Annotated in this window: 12 protein-coding genes and 1 pseudogene; 7 read left to right on the top strand and 6 right to left on the bottom strand. The window is 69.5% G+C overall.

Annotation, left to right across the window (positions count from 1 at the left end; translation table 11 throughout):
* Window positions 1–117: 117 nt before the first annotated feature.
* From ACIQMX_RS35835 to ACIQMX_RS35825, 3 genes are all read right to left on the bottom strand, one after another.
* Window positions 118–1188, bottom strand: a complete 1071-nt coding sequence (locus ACIQMX_RS35835) for an FG-GAP repeat domain-containing protein (protein WP_402484377.1) — start codon at window positions 1186–1188, stop codon at window positions 118–120.
* Between the two features lie 529 nt (window positions 1189–1717).
* Complete coding sequence (locus ACIQMX_RS35830) at window positions 1718–3985, bottom strand: (Fe-S)-binding protein (RefSeq protein ID WP_363078728.1); 2268 nt, start codon at window positions 3983–3985, stop codon at window positions 1718–1720.
* A gap of 127 nt (window positions 3986–4112) precedes the next feature.
* A complete protein-coding gene (locus tag ACIQMX_RS35825; protein ID WP_402484369.1) occupies window positions 4113–4811 on the bottom strand; it encodes a sugar transferase in 699 nt (232 codons plus the stop codon).
* A gap of 334 nt (window positions 4812–5145) precedes the next feature.
* Here ACIQMX_RS35825 and dnaK point away from each other — a divergent pair, with 334 nt between their 5' ends.
* The 4 genes from dnaK to ACIQMX_RS35805 all read left to right on the top strand — a co-directional run bounded on the left by dnaK (window position 5146) and on the right by ACIQMX_RS35805 (window position 9387).
* Window positions 5146–6999, top strand: coding sequence for a molecular chaperone DnaK (dnaK, locus tag ACIQMX_RS35820; RefSeq protein ID WP_148019884.1), 1854 nt, complete (start codon window positions 5146–5148; stop codon window positions 6997–6999).
* A complete protein-coding gene (gene grpE, locus ACIQMX_RS35815) occupies window positions 6996–7673 on the top strand; it encodes a nucleotide exchange factor GrpE (protein WP_363078732.1) in 678 nt (225 codons plus the stop codon). Before dnaK ends, grpE begins: the two co-directional genes overlap by 4 nt.
* 69 nt (window positions 7674–7742) lie before the next feature.
* Window positions 7743–8939 (top strand): molecular chaperone DnaJ, encoded by a 1197-nt coding sequence (dnaJ, locus tag ACIQMX_RS35810; protein WP_363078734.1) that lies wholly within the window; start codon window positions 7743–7745, stop codon window positions 8937–8939.
* 1 nt (window position 8940) lies between these two features.
* Window positions 8941–9387, top strand: coding sequence for a heat shock protein transcriptional repressor HspR (locus ACIQMX_RS35805; protein WP_093899393.1), 447 nt, complete (start codon window positions 8941–8943; stop codon window positions 9385–9387).
* Window positions 9388–9441: 54 nt separating this feature from the next.
* On the opposite strand, the pseudogene ACIQMX_RS35800 reads toward ACIQMX_RS35805, so the two are convergent.
* Window positions 9442–10531 (bottom strand): annotated as a pseudogene (locus tag ACIQMX_RS35800) (LuxR C-terminal-related transcriptional regulator).
* A 188-nt stretch (window positions 10532–10719) separates the two neighbouring features.
* A complete protein-coding gene (locus ACIQMX_RS35795; RefSeq protein WP_402484367.1) occupies window positions 10720–11730 on the bottom strand; it encodes a helix-turn-helix transcriptional regulator in 1011 nt (336 codons plus the stop codon).
* 101 nt (window positions 11731–11831) lie between these two features.
* Between ACIQMX_RS35795 and ACIQMX_RS35790 the strand changes: the two genes are divergently transcribed.
* The 3 genes from ACIQMX_RS35790 (at window position 11832) to ACIQMX_RS35780 (ending at window position 13460) form a co-directional block, all read left to right on the top strand.
* Window positions 11832–12071, top strand: coding sequence for a hypothetical protein (locus ACIQMX_RS35790; protein WP_363075095.1), 240 nt, complete (start codon window positions 11832–11834; stop codon window positions 12069–12071).
* A gap of 1 nt (window position 12072) precedes the next feature.
* The gene (locus tag ACIQMX_RS35785; RefSeq protein WP_136326604.1) at window positions 12073–12393 is read left to right on the top strand and encodes a (2Fe-2S)-binding protein; all 321 of its coding nucleotides are present in this window, start codon (window positions 12073–12075) and stop codon (window positions 12391–12393) included.
* 194 nt (window positions 12394–12587) lie between these two features.
* Complete coding sequence (locus tag ACIQMX_RS35780) at window positions 12588–13460, top strand: hypothetical protein (protein ID WP_402484364.1); 873 nt, start codon at window positions 12588–12590, stop codon at window positions 13458–13460.
* 31 nt (window positions 13461–13491) lie between these two features.
* On the opposite strand, the gene ACIQMX_RS35775 is transcribed toward ACIQMX_RS35780, so the two are convergent.
* Window positions 13492–13896, bottom strand: coding sequence for a TIGR03618 family F420-dependent PPOX class oxidoreductase (locus ACIQMX_RS35775; RefSeq protein ID WP_363075099.1), 405 nt, complete (start codon window positions 13894–13896; stop codon window positions 13492–13494).
* Between the last annotated feature and the right edge of the window lie 82 nt (window positions 13897–13978).

Below are 13978 nucleotides of genomic sequence, written 5' to 3'. Positions count from 1 at the left end.
GACGTGCACACAGTCGGCAAACCAGGCTCCGCCAAGCGACGAACGAAGAAGTCAACGACTCCACGTCCACGCCGCACAGGTTAAAGATCAAGCTAAGGGAACCCTGGGGTGCTGTCCTCAGCCCGCTGTGAACAGGGCGCTGGTGAACGTGATCAGCGGGCGGTCCGGTGTCGCCGCCGGGTACAGCGCGATCAGGTCGGCCGTCTCGCCCCGGTGCGTGCGGACCACCGTGTCCGGTTTCCCGTCGCCGTCGAAGTCCGCGTACCGCTGGAGGAGGGTCGTTTCCGCACGGGGTGTGGCCTTGCTGCCCGCGGTCGTGCGCAGCGGGGCAGTCGGGAGGTCCGTGGCCGGGGCGCCGAAGCGGTACGGGCCGCCCGGGCGGCCCGGTCCGTCGGGGCTGCCGAGCAGCAGCGTGCCCGTGGCGGCGGTTCCGGGTTCATGAGGGAGCGCGGTGTACACCAGGTCGTCGTACCCGTCGCCGTTCGTGTCCGTCCGGGGCTCGGGGGCGGACAGGACGGGTCCGGCTCCCGGGATGGTGCCGCCGGCGGCGTGCGGGCGGCCGTCGCGGGTGAACGGGCCCCGCAGGAAGCTGAACCGGCCCGAGCTCGCCGTCACGGCCAGGTCCGGCTTCCCGTCTCCGTCGAAGTCGCCGCAGACGGGGTGGTCCGGCCAGGCGTTGCCGAAGCGGGCCCGGTCCGGGATGCGGAGCGTGACCGCCTTGCCGGTGAGGCCCGCGGGCGAGCCGAAGAGGATCTGCAGCGGGACGGGCGGGCGGCCGATGCCGTTGTACGGGGGGTCCGTGGCCACGATCAGATCGGTGAAACCGTCGTGGTCCAGGTCGCACGAGGCCTCGGCGTCGAAGGCCGCGGGAAGCGTGTCGCCGATCTTGGCGGCGTTCGTGCGTGCGCTGAGCAGCTGGCGTACCGAAGGGTCGAGGCCGCGGGCGGCGGAGCCGTACACGATGCCGATCCCGGCGTCGTCGCCGTGGCTGTCGGCCGCCGGCTTCACCAGGTCGTCCAGGACGAGGTCGCGGTGGCCGTCGCCGTTGAAGTCGTCGGGGACGCGGCTGCCGGTGCCGTGCGGGACGGCGTGGCGCTCGGCTCCCGCCAGGCCCGAGAGGGCGGTGGGAGGGACGTCGCCGTTCTTGGGGGCCGAGGAGGCGGGGGAGCCCGTGCAGGCCGTCAGCAGGAGGACGCAGGCACAGAGGCCGCCGAGCGCCGCGGCGGCTGCCGAGCGGCCGGTGGTTCGGGTGGGGTGGGCGTTCGGTGCGAGGGCGGAGGGGCGTGCGGGTCGTGCTGTTGCCGCTGTCGCGAGGGTGGTTCGTGCGGGTCGTGCTGTTGCCGCTGTCGCGAGGGCGGTTCGTACAGGTCGTGCTTCTGTCCCTGTCCCTGTCGCTTCCGCGAGGGCAGGTCGTGCTGTTGCAGTCGCCGTGAGGGCGGGGCGTGCGGGTCGGGCCGGGGGTGTCGGGCGGCCGGTGGTTCGTGCGGGGCGTGTGGTCGCTCTCGCTGCCGCCCCGGCGATGCGTATCCGCACGGGATACCTCCGAATACGTATCCCCGCAGGAATACCTCGTACGTTGTGGCCGTCCCGGCCGGCTCTTCCGGCCCGGCCGCCCCACATCATGCGCCACCGGAGCCGAGAAGCAGAAGCGGCCGGTCCTGCCCCCGAGGCAGGTCCGGCCGCTTGTGCAACGCGGTGGCGCGTTACCGGTTACCCGTCACTTCGCCGGTTCCGGCTCCGGCGCGTCAGCCGGTTCCGGTTCGCCCGCCGGGTCGGCCGGGGTCTTCACGGAGTCGAGCAGCAGCTGCGACACGTCGACCACCTGGATCGACTCCTTCGCCTTGCCGTCGTTCTTCTTGCCGTTGACCGAGTCGGTCAGCATGACGAGGCAGAACGGGCAGGCGGTGGAGACGATGTCCGGGTTGAGGGAGAGGGCTTCGTCGACGCGCTCGTTGTTGATGCGCTTGCCGATCCGCTCCTCCATCCACATCCGGGCACCACCGGCGCCGCAGCAGAAGCCGCGCTCCTTGTGGCGGTGCATCTCCTCGTTCCGCAGACCCGGGACCTTCGCGATGATCTCGCGCGGGGGCGTGTAGATCTTGTTGTGACGGCCCAGGTAGCAGGGGTCGTGGTACGTGATCAGGCCCTCGACCGGGGTCACGGGGATCAGCTTGCCCTCGTCCACCAGGTGCTGGAGCAGCTGCGTGTGGTGGATGACCTCGTACTCGCCGCCGAGCTGCGGGTACTCGTTCGCGATGGTGTTGAAGCAGTGCGGGCAGGTCGCGACGATCTTCTTCGTCGCCTTGGCCTTCTTCGTCGAGTCGTCCTCGTCGTCCTCGCCGAACGCCATGTTCAGCATCGCGACGTTCTCCTGGCCGAGCTGCTGGAACAGCGGCTCGTTGCCCAGGCGGCGGGCCGAGTCACCCGTGCACTTCTCGTCGCCGCCCATGATCGCGAACTTGACGCCCGCGATGTGGAGGAGCTCGGCGAAGGCCTTGGTGGTCTTCTTCGCGCGGTCCTCCAGGGCGCCGGCGCAGCCGACCCAGTAGAGGTAGTCGACCTCGGTGAGGTCCTCGACGTCCTTGCCGACGATCGGGACCTCGAAGTCGACCTCCTTGGTCCACTCGACGCGCTGCTTCTTGGCGAGCCCCCAGGGGTTGCCCTTCTTCTCCAGGTTCTTGAGCATCGTGCCCGCCTCGGACGGGAACGCGGACTCGATCATCACCTGGTAGCGGCGCATGTCGACGATGTGGTCGATGTGCTCGATGTCGACCGGGCACTGCTCCACGCACGCACCGCAGGTGGTGCAGGACCAGAGGACGTCCGGGTCGATGACGCCGTTCTCCTCGACCGTGCCGATCAGCGGGCGCTCGGCCTCGGCGAGAGCCGCGGCCGGGACGTCCTTGAGCTGCTCCTCGGTCGCCTTCTCGTTGCCCTCCATGTCCTTGCCGCCGCCGGCCAGCAGGTACGGGGCCTTGGCGTGCGCGTGGTCGCGCAGGGACATGATCAGGAGCTTCGGGGAGAGCGGCTTGCCCGTGTTCCAGGCGGGGCACTGCGACTGGCAGCGGCCGCACTCGGTGCACGTGGAGAAGTCGAGGATGCCCTTCCAGGAGAACTGCTCGACCTGGGAGACACCGAAGACGGCGTCCTCGGCCGGGTCCTCCCAGTCGATCTCCTGGCCGCCCGAGGTCATCGGCTGGAGTGCTCCCAGCGCGACCTCGCCGTCGGCGTTCCGCTTGAACCAGATGTTCGGGAAGCCGAGGAAGCGGTGCCAGGCGACACCCATGTTGGTGTTGAGCGAGACCGTGATCATCCAGATCAGCGAGACGCCGATCTTGACCATCGCGGTGAAGTAGATGAGGTTCTGCAGCGTGCCGAGCGCGAGTCCCTTGAAGGCGAGGACCAGCGGGTACGAGACGAAGTACGCGGCCTCGTAGCCGTCGACGTGGTGGATCGCGCCCTCGAGGCCGCGCAGGGTCAGGATCGCCAGGCCGATGACGAGGATGACGTACTCGACGAAGTACGCCTGCCAGGCCTTGGAGCCCGCGAAGCGCGACTTGCGGCCGGCCCGGGAGGGAAGGTTCAGCAGCCGGATGGCGATCAGCACGAGGATGCCGACCGTCGTCATCAGGCCGATGAACTCGATGTACAGCTCGAACGGCAGCCACTCGCCGATGACCGGCAGCACCCAGTCGGCCTTGAAGAGCTGTCCGTACGCCTGGAGCAGCGTCGGCGGCAGCGTCAGGAAGCCGATCGCGACGAACCAGTGCGCGAAGCCCACGATGCCCCACCGGTTCATCCGGGTGTGGCCGAGGAACTCCTTGACCAGGGTGATCGTGCGCTGCTTGGGGTCGTCGGTGCGGCTGCCTGCCGGTACCGGCTGTCCGAGGCGGACGAACCGGTAGATCTGCGCGACCGCTCGGGCGATGAGCGCAACGCCGACGACGGTCAGCACCAGCGACACGATGATCGCGGCGAGTTGCATTTGGGGGCTCCTCGGGCCTGCGAGGGTGGGATCCAGCGAGGATCGCTGATTACTCAGGTGGTGACTCGGATGAGGGCTAAACGATTACTAAGCAGTAACTTAATCAGTCTGTGCTGACACTATCCACTTATTCCGCCGTCCTGTAGCCGGGCAGGCGGTGATCTGTGTCGCTCAGGTCTGCCTTGCCGTGCCCGGCGAGGCTCCGGGCCGCCCGGTACAGGGGTGCGCCGACGGCCTCCGCGAGGATCGCCAGGTCCAGGCCCGGCCGGTGGTGCTCGGCGTAGTGCTGGTCGAGGAGGTCCGGCTCGTCCCACGGCATGGCCGAGCGGTGACGGATCTGGGCCAGGCCGGTCAGGCCGGGCTTCAGTTCCCGCCGCCAGTCTCTCGCACCGGCCGGCCTGCCTCGTACGTCGCCCGGCGCGAGCGGGGCCGGCCCGACGAGGGAGAGCTCGCCCCGCACCACGTGGGGGAGCCGGGAGATCACGTGCAGCCGGAGCCGCCGGGTGCGCAGCGACCGCAGGACGAACGGTCTGCCGTCCGCCCCCAGCCGGGTCGAGCGCGTCAGTACGCCCCCGGAGCCGCGCTGGGCGGCGAGGGCCAGGGCGGCCGTGGCGAGCAGGGGGCAGGCCAGGAGCAGGAGGACCGAGCCGAGTGCCAGGTCCAGGGCGCGTTTCGCGGTGGGGCGGGGCAGGCGGGCGGGCGTCAGTGTCCGCAGGGCCCTGCGGGCGGCCGGGAGGCGGGGCGGCCGCGGCGGCTGCCAGGTGCGCCTGGCGGGCCCGGGGCGCCGGCGGGGGGCGTGGCGCTGTCCTTGCCACTGCGTCTGCATCGTTCGCACCTGCCTGGGTCGGCTGACGGGGTCGATCGGGTGCCGGTTTTGCGCGGCTCACGGCATTTTGTGACAGAACGATCCCATGAGGCGATGATGAGGAGGGGTGTGTGACCCAGGGGGGCGGGCGGGTGTCGCCCATGCGTGGGGCGGATTGCCGCTGATCGCCGGTATGCGAGCTGTGTCCCTCAGGGGTGGGCATCGGTGTTTCTGCTGGTGGCACGGGGGGTGTGCACGTTAGTTGAGTCGACTCGACTCAGGTCTGTTGACTCCGGGGCGGGTGTCATGCATCCTTGAGTCAGATCCACTCAAGTAGTCAGTTGGAGGAATTGAAATGGCACGTGCGGTCGGCATCGACCTGGGCACGACTAACTCCGTCGTCAGCGTTCTCGAAGGCGGCGAGCCCACCGTCATCACCAACGCCGAAGGCGCCAGGACCACGCCGTCCGTCGTCGCCTTCGCGAAGAACGGCGAGGTTCTGGTCGGCGAGGTCGCCAAGCGCCAGGCAGTGACGAACGTCGACAGGACGATCCGTTCGGTCAAGCGCCACATGGGCACTGACTGGAAGATCGAGATCGACGGCAAGAGCTTCAACCCGCAGCAGATGAGCGCCTTCATCCTGCAGAAGCTCAAGCGTGACGCCGAGGCGTACCTGGGCGAGAAGGTGGCCGACGCGGTCATCACCGTCCCGGCGTACTTCAACGACTCCGAGCGTCAGGCGACGAAGGAGGCCGGCGAGATCGCGGGCCTGAACGTCCTGCGTATCGTCAACGAGCCGACGGCCGCCGCGCTGGCGTACGGGCTCGACAAGGACGACCAGACGATCCTCGTCTTCGACCTCGGTGGCGGCACCTTCGACGTGTCGCTCCTGGAGATCGGCGACGGCGTCGTCGAGGTGAAGGCCACCAACGGTGACAACCACCTCGGTGGTGACGACTGGGACCAGCGCGTCGTCGACTACCTGGTGAAGCAGTTCGCCAACGGGCACGGCGTGGACCTGTCCAAGGACAAGATGGCTCTCCAGCGTCTGCGCGAGGCCGCGGAGAAGGCGAAGATCGAGCTGTCGTCCTCGACGGAGACCTCGATCAACCTGCCGTACATCACGGCGTCGGCCGAGGGCCCGCTGCACCTGGACGAGAAGCTCACGCGCTCGCAGTTCCAGCAGCTCACCGCGGACCTCCTGGACCGCTGCAAGAACCCGTTCCAGAACGTCATCAAGGACGCGGGCATCCAGCTCTCCGAGATCGACCACGTCGTTCTCGTCGGTGGCTCGACCCGTATGCCGGCCGTCGCCGAGCTCGTCAAGGAGCTCACGGGCGGCCAGGACGCCAACAAGGGTGTGAACCCGGACGAGGTCGTCGCCATCGGCGCCTCGCTCCAGGCCGGTGTCCTCAAGGGCGAGGTCAAGGACGTCCTGCTTCTCGACGTCACCCCGCTGTCCCTCGGTATCGAGACCAAGGGAGGGATCATGACCAAGCTCATCGAGCGCAACACCACGATCCCGACCAAGCGTTCCGAGATCTTCACGACGGCCGAGGACAACCAGCCGTCCGTGCAGATCCAGGTCTACCAGGGCGAGCGCGAGATCGCGGCGTACAACAAGAAGCTCGGGATGTTCGAGCTGACCGGTCTGCCGCCGGCCCCGCGCGGTGTGCCGCAGATCGAGGTCGCCTTCGACATCGACGCCAACGGCATCATGCACGTCGCTGCCAAGGACCTCGGCACCGGCAAGGAGCAGAAGATGACCGTCACCGGTGGCTCCTCGCTGCCGAAGGACGAGGTCAACCGGATGCGTGAAGAGGCCGAGCAGTACGCGGACGAGGACCACCGCCGTCGCGAGGCCGCCGAGTCCCGCAACCAGGGCGAGCAGCTCGTCTACCAGACGGAGAAGTTCCTCAAGGACAACGAGGACAAGGTCCCCGGTGACGTGAAGACGGAGGTGGAGACCGCGCTCACCGAGCTGAAGGAGAAGCTCAAGGGCGAGGACACCGCCGAGATCCGCACGGCCACCGAGAAGGTCGCGGCCGTCTCCCAGAAGCTGGGCCAGGCGATGTACGCCAACGCCCAGGCCGAGGGCGGCCCGCAGGCCGACGCGCAGCCGGGTGCCGAGCAGGCCAAGGCCGATGACGATGTCGTGGACGCCGAGATCGTCGACGACGAGAAGGACTCCAAGGGCGGTGCGGCGTGACCGAGGAGACTCCGGGCTTCGAGGAGAAGCCCGACGTCCCCTCCGGCGCCACCCCTGACGACGCCGAGCCGAAGGCCGCCACCCCCTCTTCGGAGGAGGCGGCGGCCCCGGCCGGGGACGCGAACCAGACGGACGAGAACCGTACGGACGCGAACCGGACGACGGCCCTGACCGCTCAGCTGGACCAGGTCCGCACCGCGCTCTCCGAGCGCACGGGCGACCTCCAGCGGCTCCAGGCCGAGTACCAGAACTACCGCCGCCGCGTGGAGCGGGACCGGGTCACGGTCAAGGAGATCGCCGTCGCGGGTCTCCTGTCCGAGCTCCTGCCCGTGCTCGACGACGTCGGCCGGGCCCGTGAGCACGGTGAGCTCGTGGGCGGGTTCAAGTCGGTGGCCGAATCGCTGGAGACGGTCGTCGCCAAGCTCGGACTGCAGCAGTTCGGCAAGGAGGGCGAGCCCTTCGACCCGACGATCCACGAGGCCCTGATGCACTCGTACGCGCCGGACGTCACGGAGACGACCTGCGTGGCGATCCTGCAGCCCGGGTATCGCATCGGCGAGCGCACCATCCGCCCCGCGCGGGTGGCGGTGGCCGAACCCCAGCCGGGGGCGACCCCCGCGGCGAAGGAAGAGAAGGCAGACGACGAGGAGAGCGGTGGCGGCGAGGAGGTCTGACATTCCGTCCGACCACCTGGCAGCACACCACCCGGCCACCCGGCCGGGCGTCCGGAAGGAGGGACGTCGATGAGTACGAAGGACTTCGTCGAGAAGGACTACTACAAGGTTCTCGGCGTCCCGAAGGACGCCACCGACGCCGAGATCAAGAAGGCGTACCGGAAGCTCGCCCGCGAGTTCCACCCGGACGCCAACAAGGGCGACGACAAGGCGGAAGGGCGCTTCAAGGAGATCTCCGAGGCGAACGACGTCCTCGGCGACGCCAAGAAGCGCAAGGAGTACGACGAGGCGCGCGCCCTCTTCGGCAACGGTGGCTTCCGCGCCGGACCCGGCGGCGCCCAGGGCAACTTCAACTTCGACCTGGGGGACCTCTTCGGAGGTGCCCCGGGCGGGGGCCAGCAGGGCGGCGCCGGCGGGTTCGGCGGCGGCGGCCTGGGAGATGTCTTCGGCGGCCTCTTCAACCGGGGTGGCGCGGGTGCCGGCGCCGGCACCCGGGTGCAGCCGCGCCGCGGCCAGGACATCGAGTCCGAGGTGACGCTCAGCTTCACCGAGGCGGTCGACGGGGCCACGGTCCCGCTGCGGATGTCCAGCCAGGCGCCCTGCAAGGCCTGCTCCGGCACCGGCGACAAGAACGGCACCCCCCGGGTCTGCCCGACCTGCGTCGGCACCGGCCAGGTCTCGCGCGGCAGCGGCGGCGGGTTCTCGCTCACCGATCCCTGCGTGGACTGCAAGGGCCGGGGCCTCATCGCCCAGGACCCCTGCGAGGTCTGCAAGGGCAGCGGACGGGCGAAGTCGTCCCGCACCATGCAGGTCAGGATCCCGGCGGGCGTCCTCGACGGCCAGCGGATCCGGCTGCGCGGCAAGGGCGCCCCGGGCGAGCGCGGCGGACCGGCCGGCGACCTCTACGTCGTCGTCCACGTCGACGCCCACCCGGTCTTCGGGCGCAAGGGCGACAACCTCACGGTCACCGTGCCCGTCACCTTCACGGAGGCGGCGCTCGGCGGCGAGGTGAAGGTCCCCACGCTCGGCGGACCGCCGGTCACCCTGAAGCTTCCGGCCGGCACACCGGGCGGGCGTACCATGCGGGCCCGGGGCAAGGGCGCGGTCCGCAAGGACGGCACCCGCGGCGACCTGCTGGTCACCGTCGAGGTGGCGGTCCCCACGGACCTGGGCACCGACGCCCGGGACGCGCTGGAGGCCTACCGGAAGGCGACCGCGGACCAGGACCCGCGGGCGGAGCTGTTCCAGGCAGCGAAGGGAGCTTGAGGTGGACGGCCGACGACGCAATCCGTACGAACTCACCGATGAATCGCCGGTGTACGTGATCTCGATCGCGGCCCAGCTCTCGGGCCTCCATCCGCAGACGCTGCGCCAGTACGACCGCCTCGGCCTCGTCTCGCCCGACCGTACGGCCGGACGCGGACGGCGCTACTCGGCCCGCGACATCGAGCTGCTGCGCACCGTGCAGCAGCTGTCGCAGGACGAGGGCATCAACCTGGCCGGCATCAAGCGCATCATCGAACTGGAGAATCAGGTCGCAGCGCTCCAGCAGCGCGTCGCCGAGCTCTCGGCGGCCGTGGACGGGGCGGCGGTGGCCATGCAGCAGCGCGAGGCCCAGGTGCACGCCTCGTACCGGCGCGACCTGGTGCCGTATCAGGACGTGCAGCAGACCAGTGCGTTGGTGGTCTGGCGGCCGAAGCGGCCGAAGGACTGAAGGACCGCAGGACTCAGCGGAGATCCCTCTGGGGAAGCCCGTGACAGGAGCCCGTCACCCCGGAACGTCGGGGGTGACGGGCTCCTCTGCCGTGTGCGGGGCCGCTGTCTGTGGCGCCGCGGGCTCCTCAGCCGTACGGGACGCCGCGGGCCCTTCAGCCGTACGGGACGCCGCGGGCTCGGCGATGCCGGAGCGGACGAGGAGGGCGCCGAGGTGGGTGCGGCTGGTGGCGTTGAAGGTCTGCATGAGTTTGGCGATGTGGGTGCGGCAGGTGCGGACGCTGATGCCGAGCTTGCGGGCCACCACCTGATCGATGTGACCTTCGACGAGGAGGCGCGCGATGCTGAGCTGGACCGCGGTGACGGTGGCGCCCGCAGGGGTCGGCTGGAGCGGTTCGGTGAGTGGGGTGGCCTGGGCCCACAGGACCTCGTACACCTGGATCAGATAGCGGACGAGCGCCGGGTGACGGATCTCCAGGGCCACGTCGCGCGTGGGGTTGGCGGGGGATGAAGGCCACGGTGCGGTCGAAGATGAAGAGCCGCTCGACGGTCTGCTCGATGGTGCGGACCTCGATGTGACCGGGTGGCACCTCGGCCAGATAGGTCTTGAGCGTCGGGCTGTAGCGCGCCGGGTGCTGGTAGATGTGGCGCAGGGTGGCGCCGCGGTCCACCGTGGACAGGGCGCGTGCCAGCGCCCTCTTGAGCTGGTCCGCCGGGCGGCTGCTTCCCGGCTGCAGGGTGAGGATCTCTTCCTGCGCACCGTCCAGGGCGTTCTGAACGGCCGTCTCGATGAGCGGGATGCCTTCGAGGACGGTGATGGCGAGGTTGGGGTCGGTGCTGGCGACAGAAGCCAGGGGAGCCAGCGAATCCGCGAGCGCGGCGGAGAGCCTGACGCGCTCGTGAATCTCCCGCATGACGGGCTGCAGCAGGTGGGCGAGGGCCGCGGACGGCGGCACCGGCCGGATCCAGTCGTTGTCCTGGGGGTCCGGGTGCACGAGTGCCAACTCGAGCAGGCACGGTGCGGGGCGCAGTGCCGTCCGGGGTATTCGTCCTGCGCGCAGGGCTTCGGTGTACACCGTGACTGCCGCGTCGCACAGGTGGCGGTCCCCGTGCGCGTGCGCCGGTGTGTCCTCATCCCTGCCCATTCGTGACCCCCCACTTTGTGCAGTGCATCAAGATGACGGTGGTGGAAGCGTAGCCCTCGGATCAGTGTGGACCCGTCGGGGGAGCCGGGAACTCTCCCGGCTGATCAGAAGGGCGCGGCCACGTTTCTCCCCCGTTACGTGGCTGCGCCCCGGGCCCGGGGACGGGGGACCGCCGGGGCCGTTCCCGGTCAGGAGTCCTGATCAAGGATTCCTGACCGGGCTATCAGATAGCCGAGTTGGGCGCGGCTGGTGCTGCCCAGCACGGCGGACAGCTTGGCGACGTGGGCTCGGCAGGTTCGGACGTTCATGCCGAGCCGGCGGGCTATCGAATCGTCCACATGGCCCTCGACGAGAAGCTGGGCGATGGAGCGCTGGACGCCGCTGATGCCCTTGGGTGCCGGGTCGTACGGCCCCGCGCCCAGCAGGGGCGATGCGCGATTCCAGAGCTGCTCGAACACGGTGATCAAGTACTCGACGAGTCCGGGATGGCGCAGTTCCAGGGCGATCTGGTCGTCGTTGCTGGCAGGAATGAAGGCCACGGTGCGGTCGAAGACGATCAGGCGCGCGATGAGTTCTTCGAGCGTCCGGATCTCGACTTTGCCCTCGGCCATGCGTTCCGCGTAGGCGAGAGTGCCCTGGCTGTGCCGGACGGTGTGCTGGTACAGGGTGCGCATTCCGACCCCCCGGTCCACCACCAGCAGTCCGCGCTCCAGGCCTTCGCGCAGACGGTCCTCACCACGATCTCCTCCCGGCTGGACGGTGAGGACCTCGGTGCGGCATTCGGCGGTGGCCAGATCCAGTGCCGCGTTGATGCGATGCTTCCCCTCCAGCACGGTGATGGCGTGGGTGATGGGTGGATCCTGTGCGCTGATGTCCATGAACGGTTCGAATGATTCGGCCAGTTCGAGGGAGCGTCGTCGGCGTTCCTGGATCTCGCGCTCGATGGGGTGGAGACGCTGCGCGAGTGCGGCGGACGGCGGGAGAGGACGCAGCCAGTCGGGGTCGTCAGGATCCGGATGCAGGAGGGCGAAGTCCATCAGGCAGGGGGCTGGAGCTACTTCGGCTCGGGATATGCGCCCTGAACGCAGCGCGCTGGCGTAGAGGTGTGCTCCGTCGGCGCACAGTTCGGTGATCCCGTGACGGTGTGTCTCTTCTGCCTCGTTTGTTGCCATATCCGCACCCCCCAGGTTCCTGAACATGCAGGAACATGATGCATCGACTCGGTGGTGTTCGTGTGCCCAGGTGAGACATCGTCTTAGGTGCGGGGGAGAAGAATCCACAAGTGAGGACGAAGCCGACTATGTATAAGCGAATGCTTCGCTCGGCGCTTGCCGTCTCGTTCGTCGCCGCACTGGGCTTTGCCGCCCTGGCGAGTGGCGATGAGATCAGCTGGAGCGCCGAGGCGGCTGCCGGGCCCGGCGAGATCAGCTGGAGCATCGAGGCTGCGAGCTCACCCGGTGAGATCAGCTGGTTCGCTCAGACGCCGACGGTGACTGGTGAGATCAGTTGGGGACCCGGTTCCGATCGCGTGGGCGCCTGACATGACTACGCCGCCGGACGACCGGACCTTCCGGCGCGAGATGGCAACCGCCTATCGCTCAGGGTGGCATTTCATCGACCTCGTCACGGCACTCCCCCACCGTGGTGATTCGTTGATGGTCACTCTGTTCGGTGACCCGGTCGTCGTCGCCCGCGAGGACGACGGGGAACTCCGCGCCTACCGGTGCCTCCGCAAGCCCCGCGGAGCGCCGCAGCCCGTGCGCTGTGCCATTCGGTACGACATGATCTTTGTGAACCTCGCTCAGCGTGACCACCAGCTGTTCGAGCCCGAAACCATCTCCGCCACCCCCCGCAGTGCCTGAGCGATCCCCCGTCGTTCCACGTCGCTCAGACACTCCCCCACACAACGGCGCCACCGTGACCTGAACACGGTGGCGCCGTTGTGCTTCTCCCGGAGACATTCCGGTCGGAGCGGCACAGAAGGTGTCGAAATTCGCCTCTGTGTGGGTGGGGACACGGTCCTCCATGCTCCGCCCTTCCACCTCAAGGGTCATTCATGAGCGGACACAAGGTCGACAAGCAGCCCGGCCGGCGCGGAGGTGACGGCGATGCCGCCTACCTCGACAAGACGTTGCTCCACCGCGAGGTGGAGGTCTCCTTCGACGACTCGGCGAACGGGAAGGCCTTTCTCGCGGTGTGGCTGAGGGCCGCCGGTGTGGCGTTCGGCGTGCTTCTCCTCTTCGGCTTCGCCGGGCTCATCACCCTGGCCGGCGATCCGGAGAGCGGCCTCGGGGTCATGGGCATCGGCCTGCAGATCGCCGTGATCGCCTTCGTCGCCGTCTTCCTGGCGTCGAGGATCACCGAGCCGGTCGGGGAGTGGCGGGTCCTGCTGGCCGACCGGGAGGGCCACGCCGAATCCGCGTACGCCGAGATCGCCAGGGTCGTGCAGGAGCGCCGGCTGCCGGTGGAGCCGGTGTTCCGCCGCATTCGCGGCGGTGGCGAGCACGGGCGGGTGACTCACCGGATGGTGCTCCAGGACGGGAGTTACGTCGCGTACCTCTCGGTGTTCGCCTACGGCACCAGCCTCTACCTGGGCTGGGTGATGTGGCGCAATCGGCGCGGCACCGAACTCCTCGGGCAGTTCGTCTCCGACTTCGTCCGGGGCTTCGGCGGCGCCGACATGGAGAAGGCCATGATGCGGACCGAACCGCCGCGCGCCCTGCGGGAGGCGCTGCACGCCGCCGCCCGGCAGGGGATGCACGCCGCCGTCGAGCGCCGCGCGGTCGCCGTCGAACCGGCCTTCCCGCACGGTCTCCCGCAGATCGAGGAGGAGGCCGCGGCGTCCCTCCCGGCTCAGGCGCAGGCGCCCGCGCCCATGGCGCCGCCGCCCGTGCCGCCCCGCCGGCCCTGGGCGGAGGGCGGCAGCTGACGGCAGGCGCGGGACCGGCGGGCGGGTGCGGTCACCCGTGGCCGAGCGCCCGGTCCAGGGTGATCTCGATGGCGACGCGGTCCGGGTTGGGCGAGGGCGTGCGCGCGTAGCGCTCCATGTGGCGGCGTACGGCCTCGTCGACCCTGTCCTGCTCCGTACGCACCCTGGCGACGCCCTCCAGGGTCGCCCAGCGGGCCCGGTGCACCTGGCAGGCCGCGACGCGGGCGCCGTCCGGGCCCGCGGCCAGGATGTGGGCGACCTTGCGGCTGTTCCTGTTGGTGATGATGCGGGCGAGGCCGGCCTCGGGGTCGTACGTCACGCACACCGGGACCACGTGCGGGGTGCCGTCCGGGCGGAGTGTCGTGAGGGTGCACAGATGGGACTCGCGCCAGAAGGCGAGGTACTCCGGGCCGGGATCGCGTACGTCGACTGCCATGGCGCCAGCGTAAGCAGTCCGGAGCCGGCGCCGCGGTGGCGGGGCGGTGGAGCGGCCGGTTCACTCGGTACCGGAGAGGGAG

This window comes from Streptomyces sp. NPDC091416 (genome assembly GCF_044756845.1).
Taxonomy (GTDB): Bacteria; Actinomycetota; Actinomycetes; order Streptomycetales; family Streptomycetaceae; genus Streptomyces.
The sequence above is the reverse complement of the archived record's forward strand: the minus strand, read 5'-3'. Positions and strand labels throughout refer to the sequence as shown.

Bases quoted from the DNA above. Each gene is read 5' to 3' on its own strand.
- ACIQMX_RS35775 (WP_363075099.1), bottom strand. From the start codon at position 13,896: ATGGCAGTCGACGTACGCGATCCCGGCCCGGAGTACCTCGCCTTCTGG.
- ACIQMX_RS35795 (WP_402484367.1), bottom strand. From the start codon at position 11,730: ATGTTCAGGAACCTGGGGGGTGCGGATATGGCAACAAACGAGGCAGAA.
- ACIQMX_RS35790 (WP_363075095.1), top strand. From the start codon at position 11,832: ATGTATAAGCGAATGCTTCGCTCGGCGCTTGCCGTCTCGTTCGTCGCC.
- dnaJ (WP_363078734.1), top strand. From the start codon at position 7,743: ATGAGTACGAAGGACTTCGTCGAGAAGGACTACTACAAGGTTCTCGGC.
- ACIQMX_RS35825 (WP_402484369.1), bottom strand. From the start codon at position 4,811: ATGCAGACGCAGTGGCAAGGACAGCGCCACGCCCCCCGCCGGCGCCCC.
- ACIQMX_RS35780 (WP_402484364.1), top strand. From the start codon at position 12,588: ATGAGCGGACACAAGGTCGACAAGCAGCCCGGCCGGCGCGGAGGTGAC.
- ACIQMX_RS35785 (WP_136326604.1), top strand. From the start codon at position 12,073: ATGACTACGCCGCCGGACGACCGGACCTTCCGGCGCGAGATGGCAACC.
- ACIQMX_RS35830 (WP_363078728.1), bottom strand. From the start codon at position 3,985: ATGCAACTCGCCGCGATCATCGTGTCGCTGGTGCTGACCGTCGTCGGC.
- dnaK (WP_148019884.1), top strand. From the start codon at position 5,146: ATGGCACGTGCGGTCGGCATCGACCTGGGCACGACTAACTCCGTCGTC.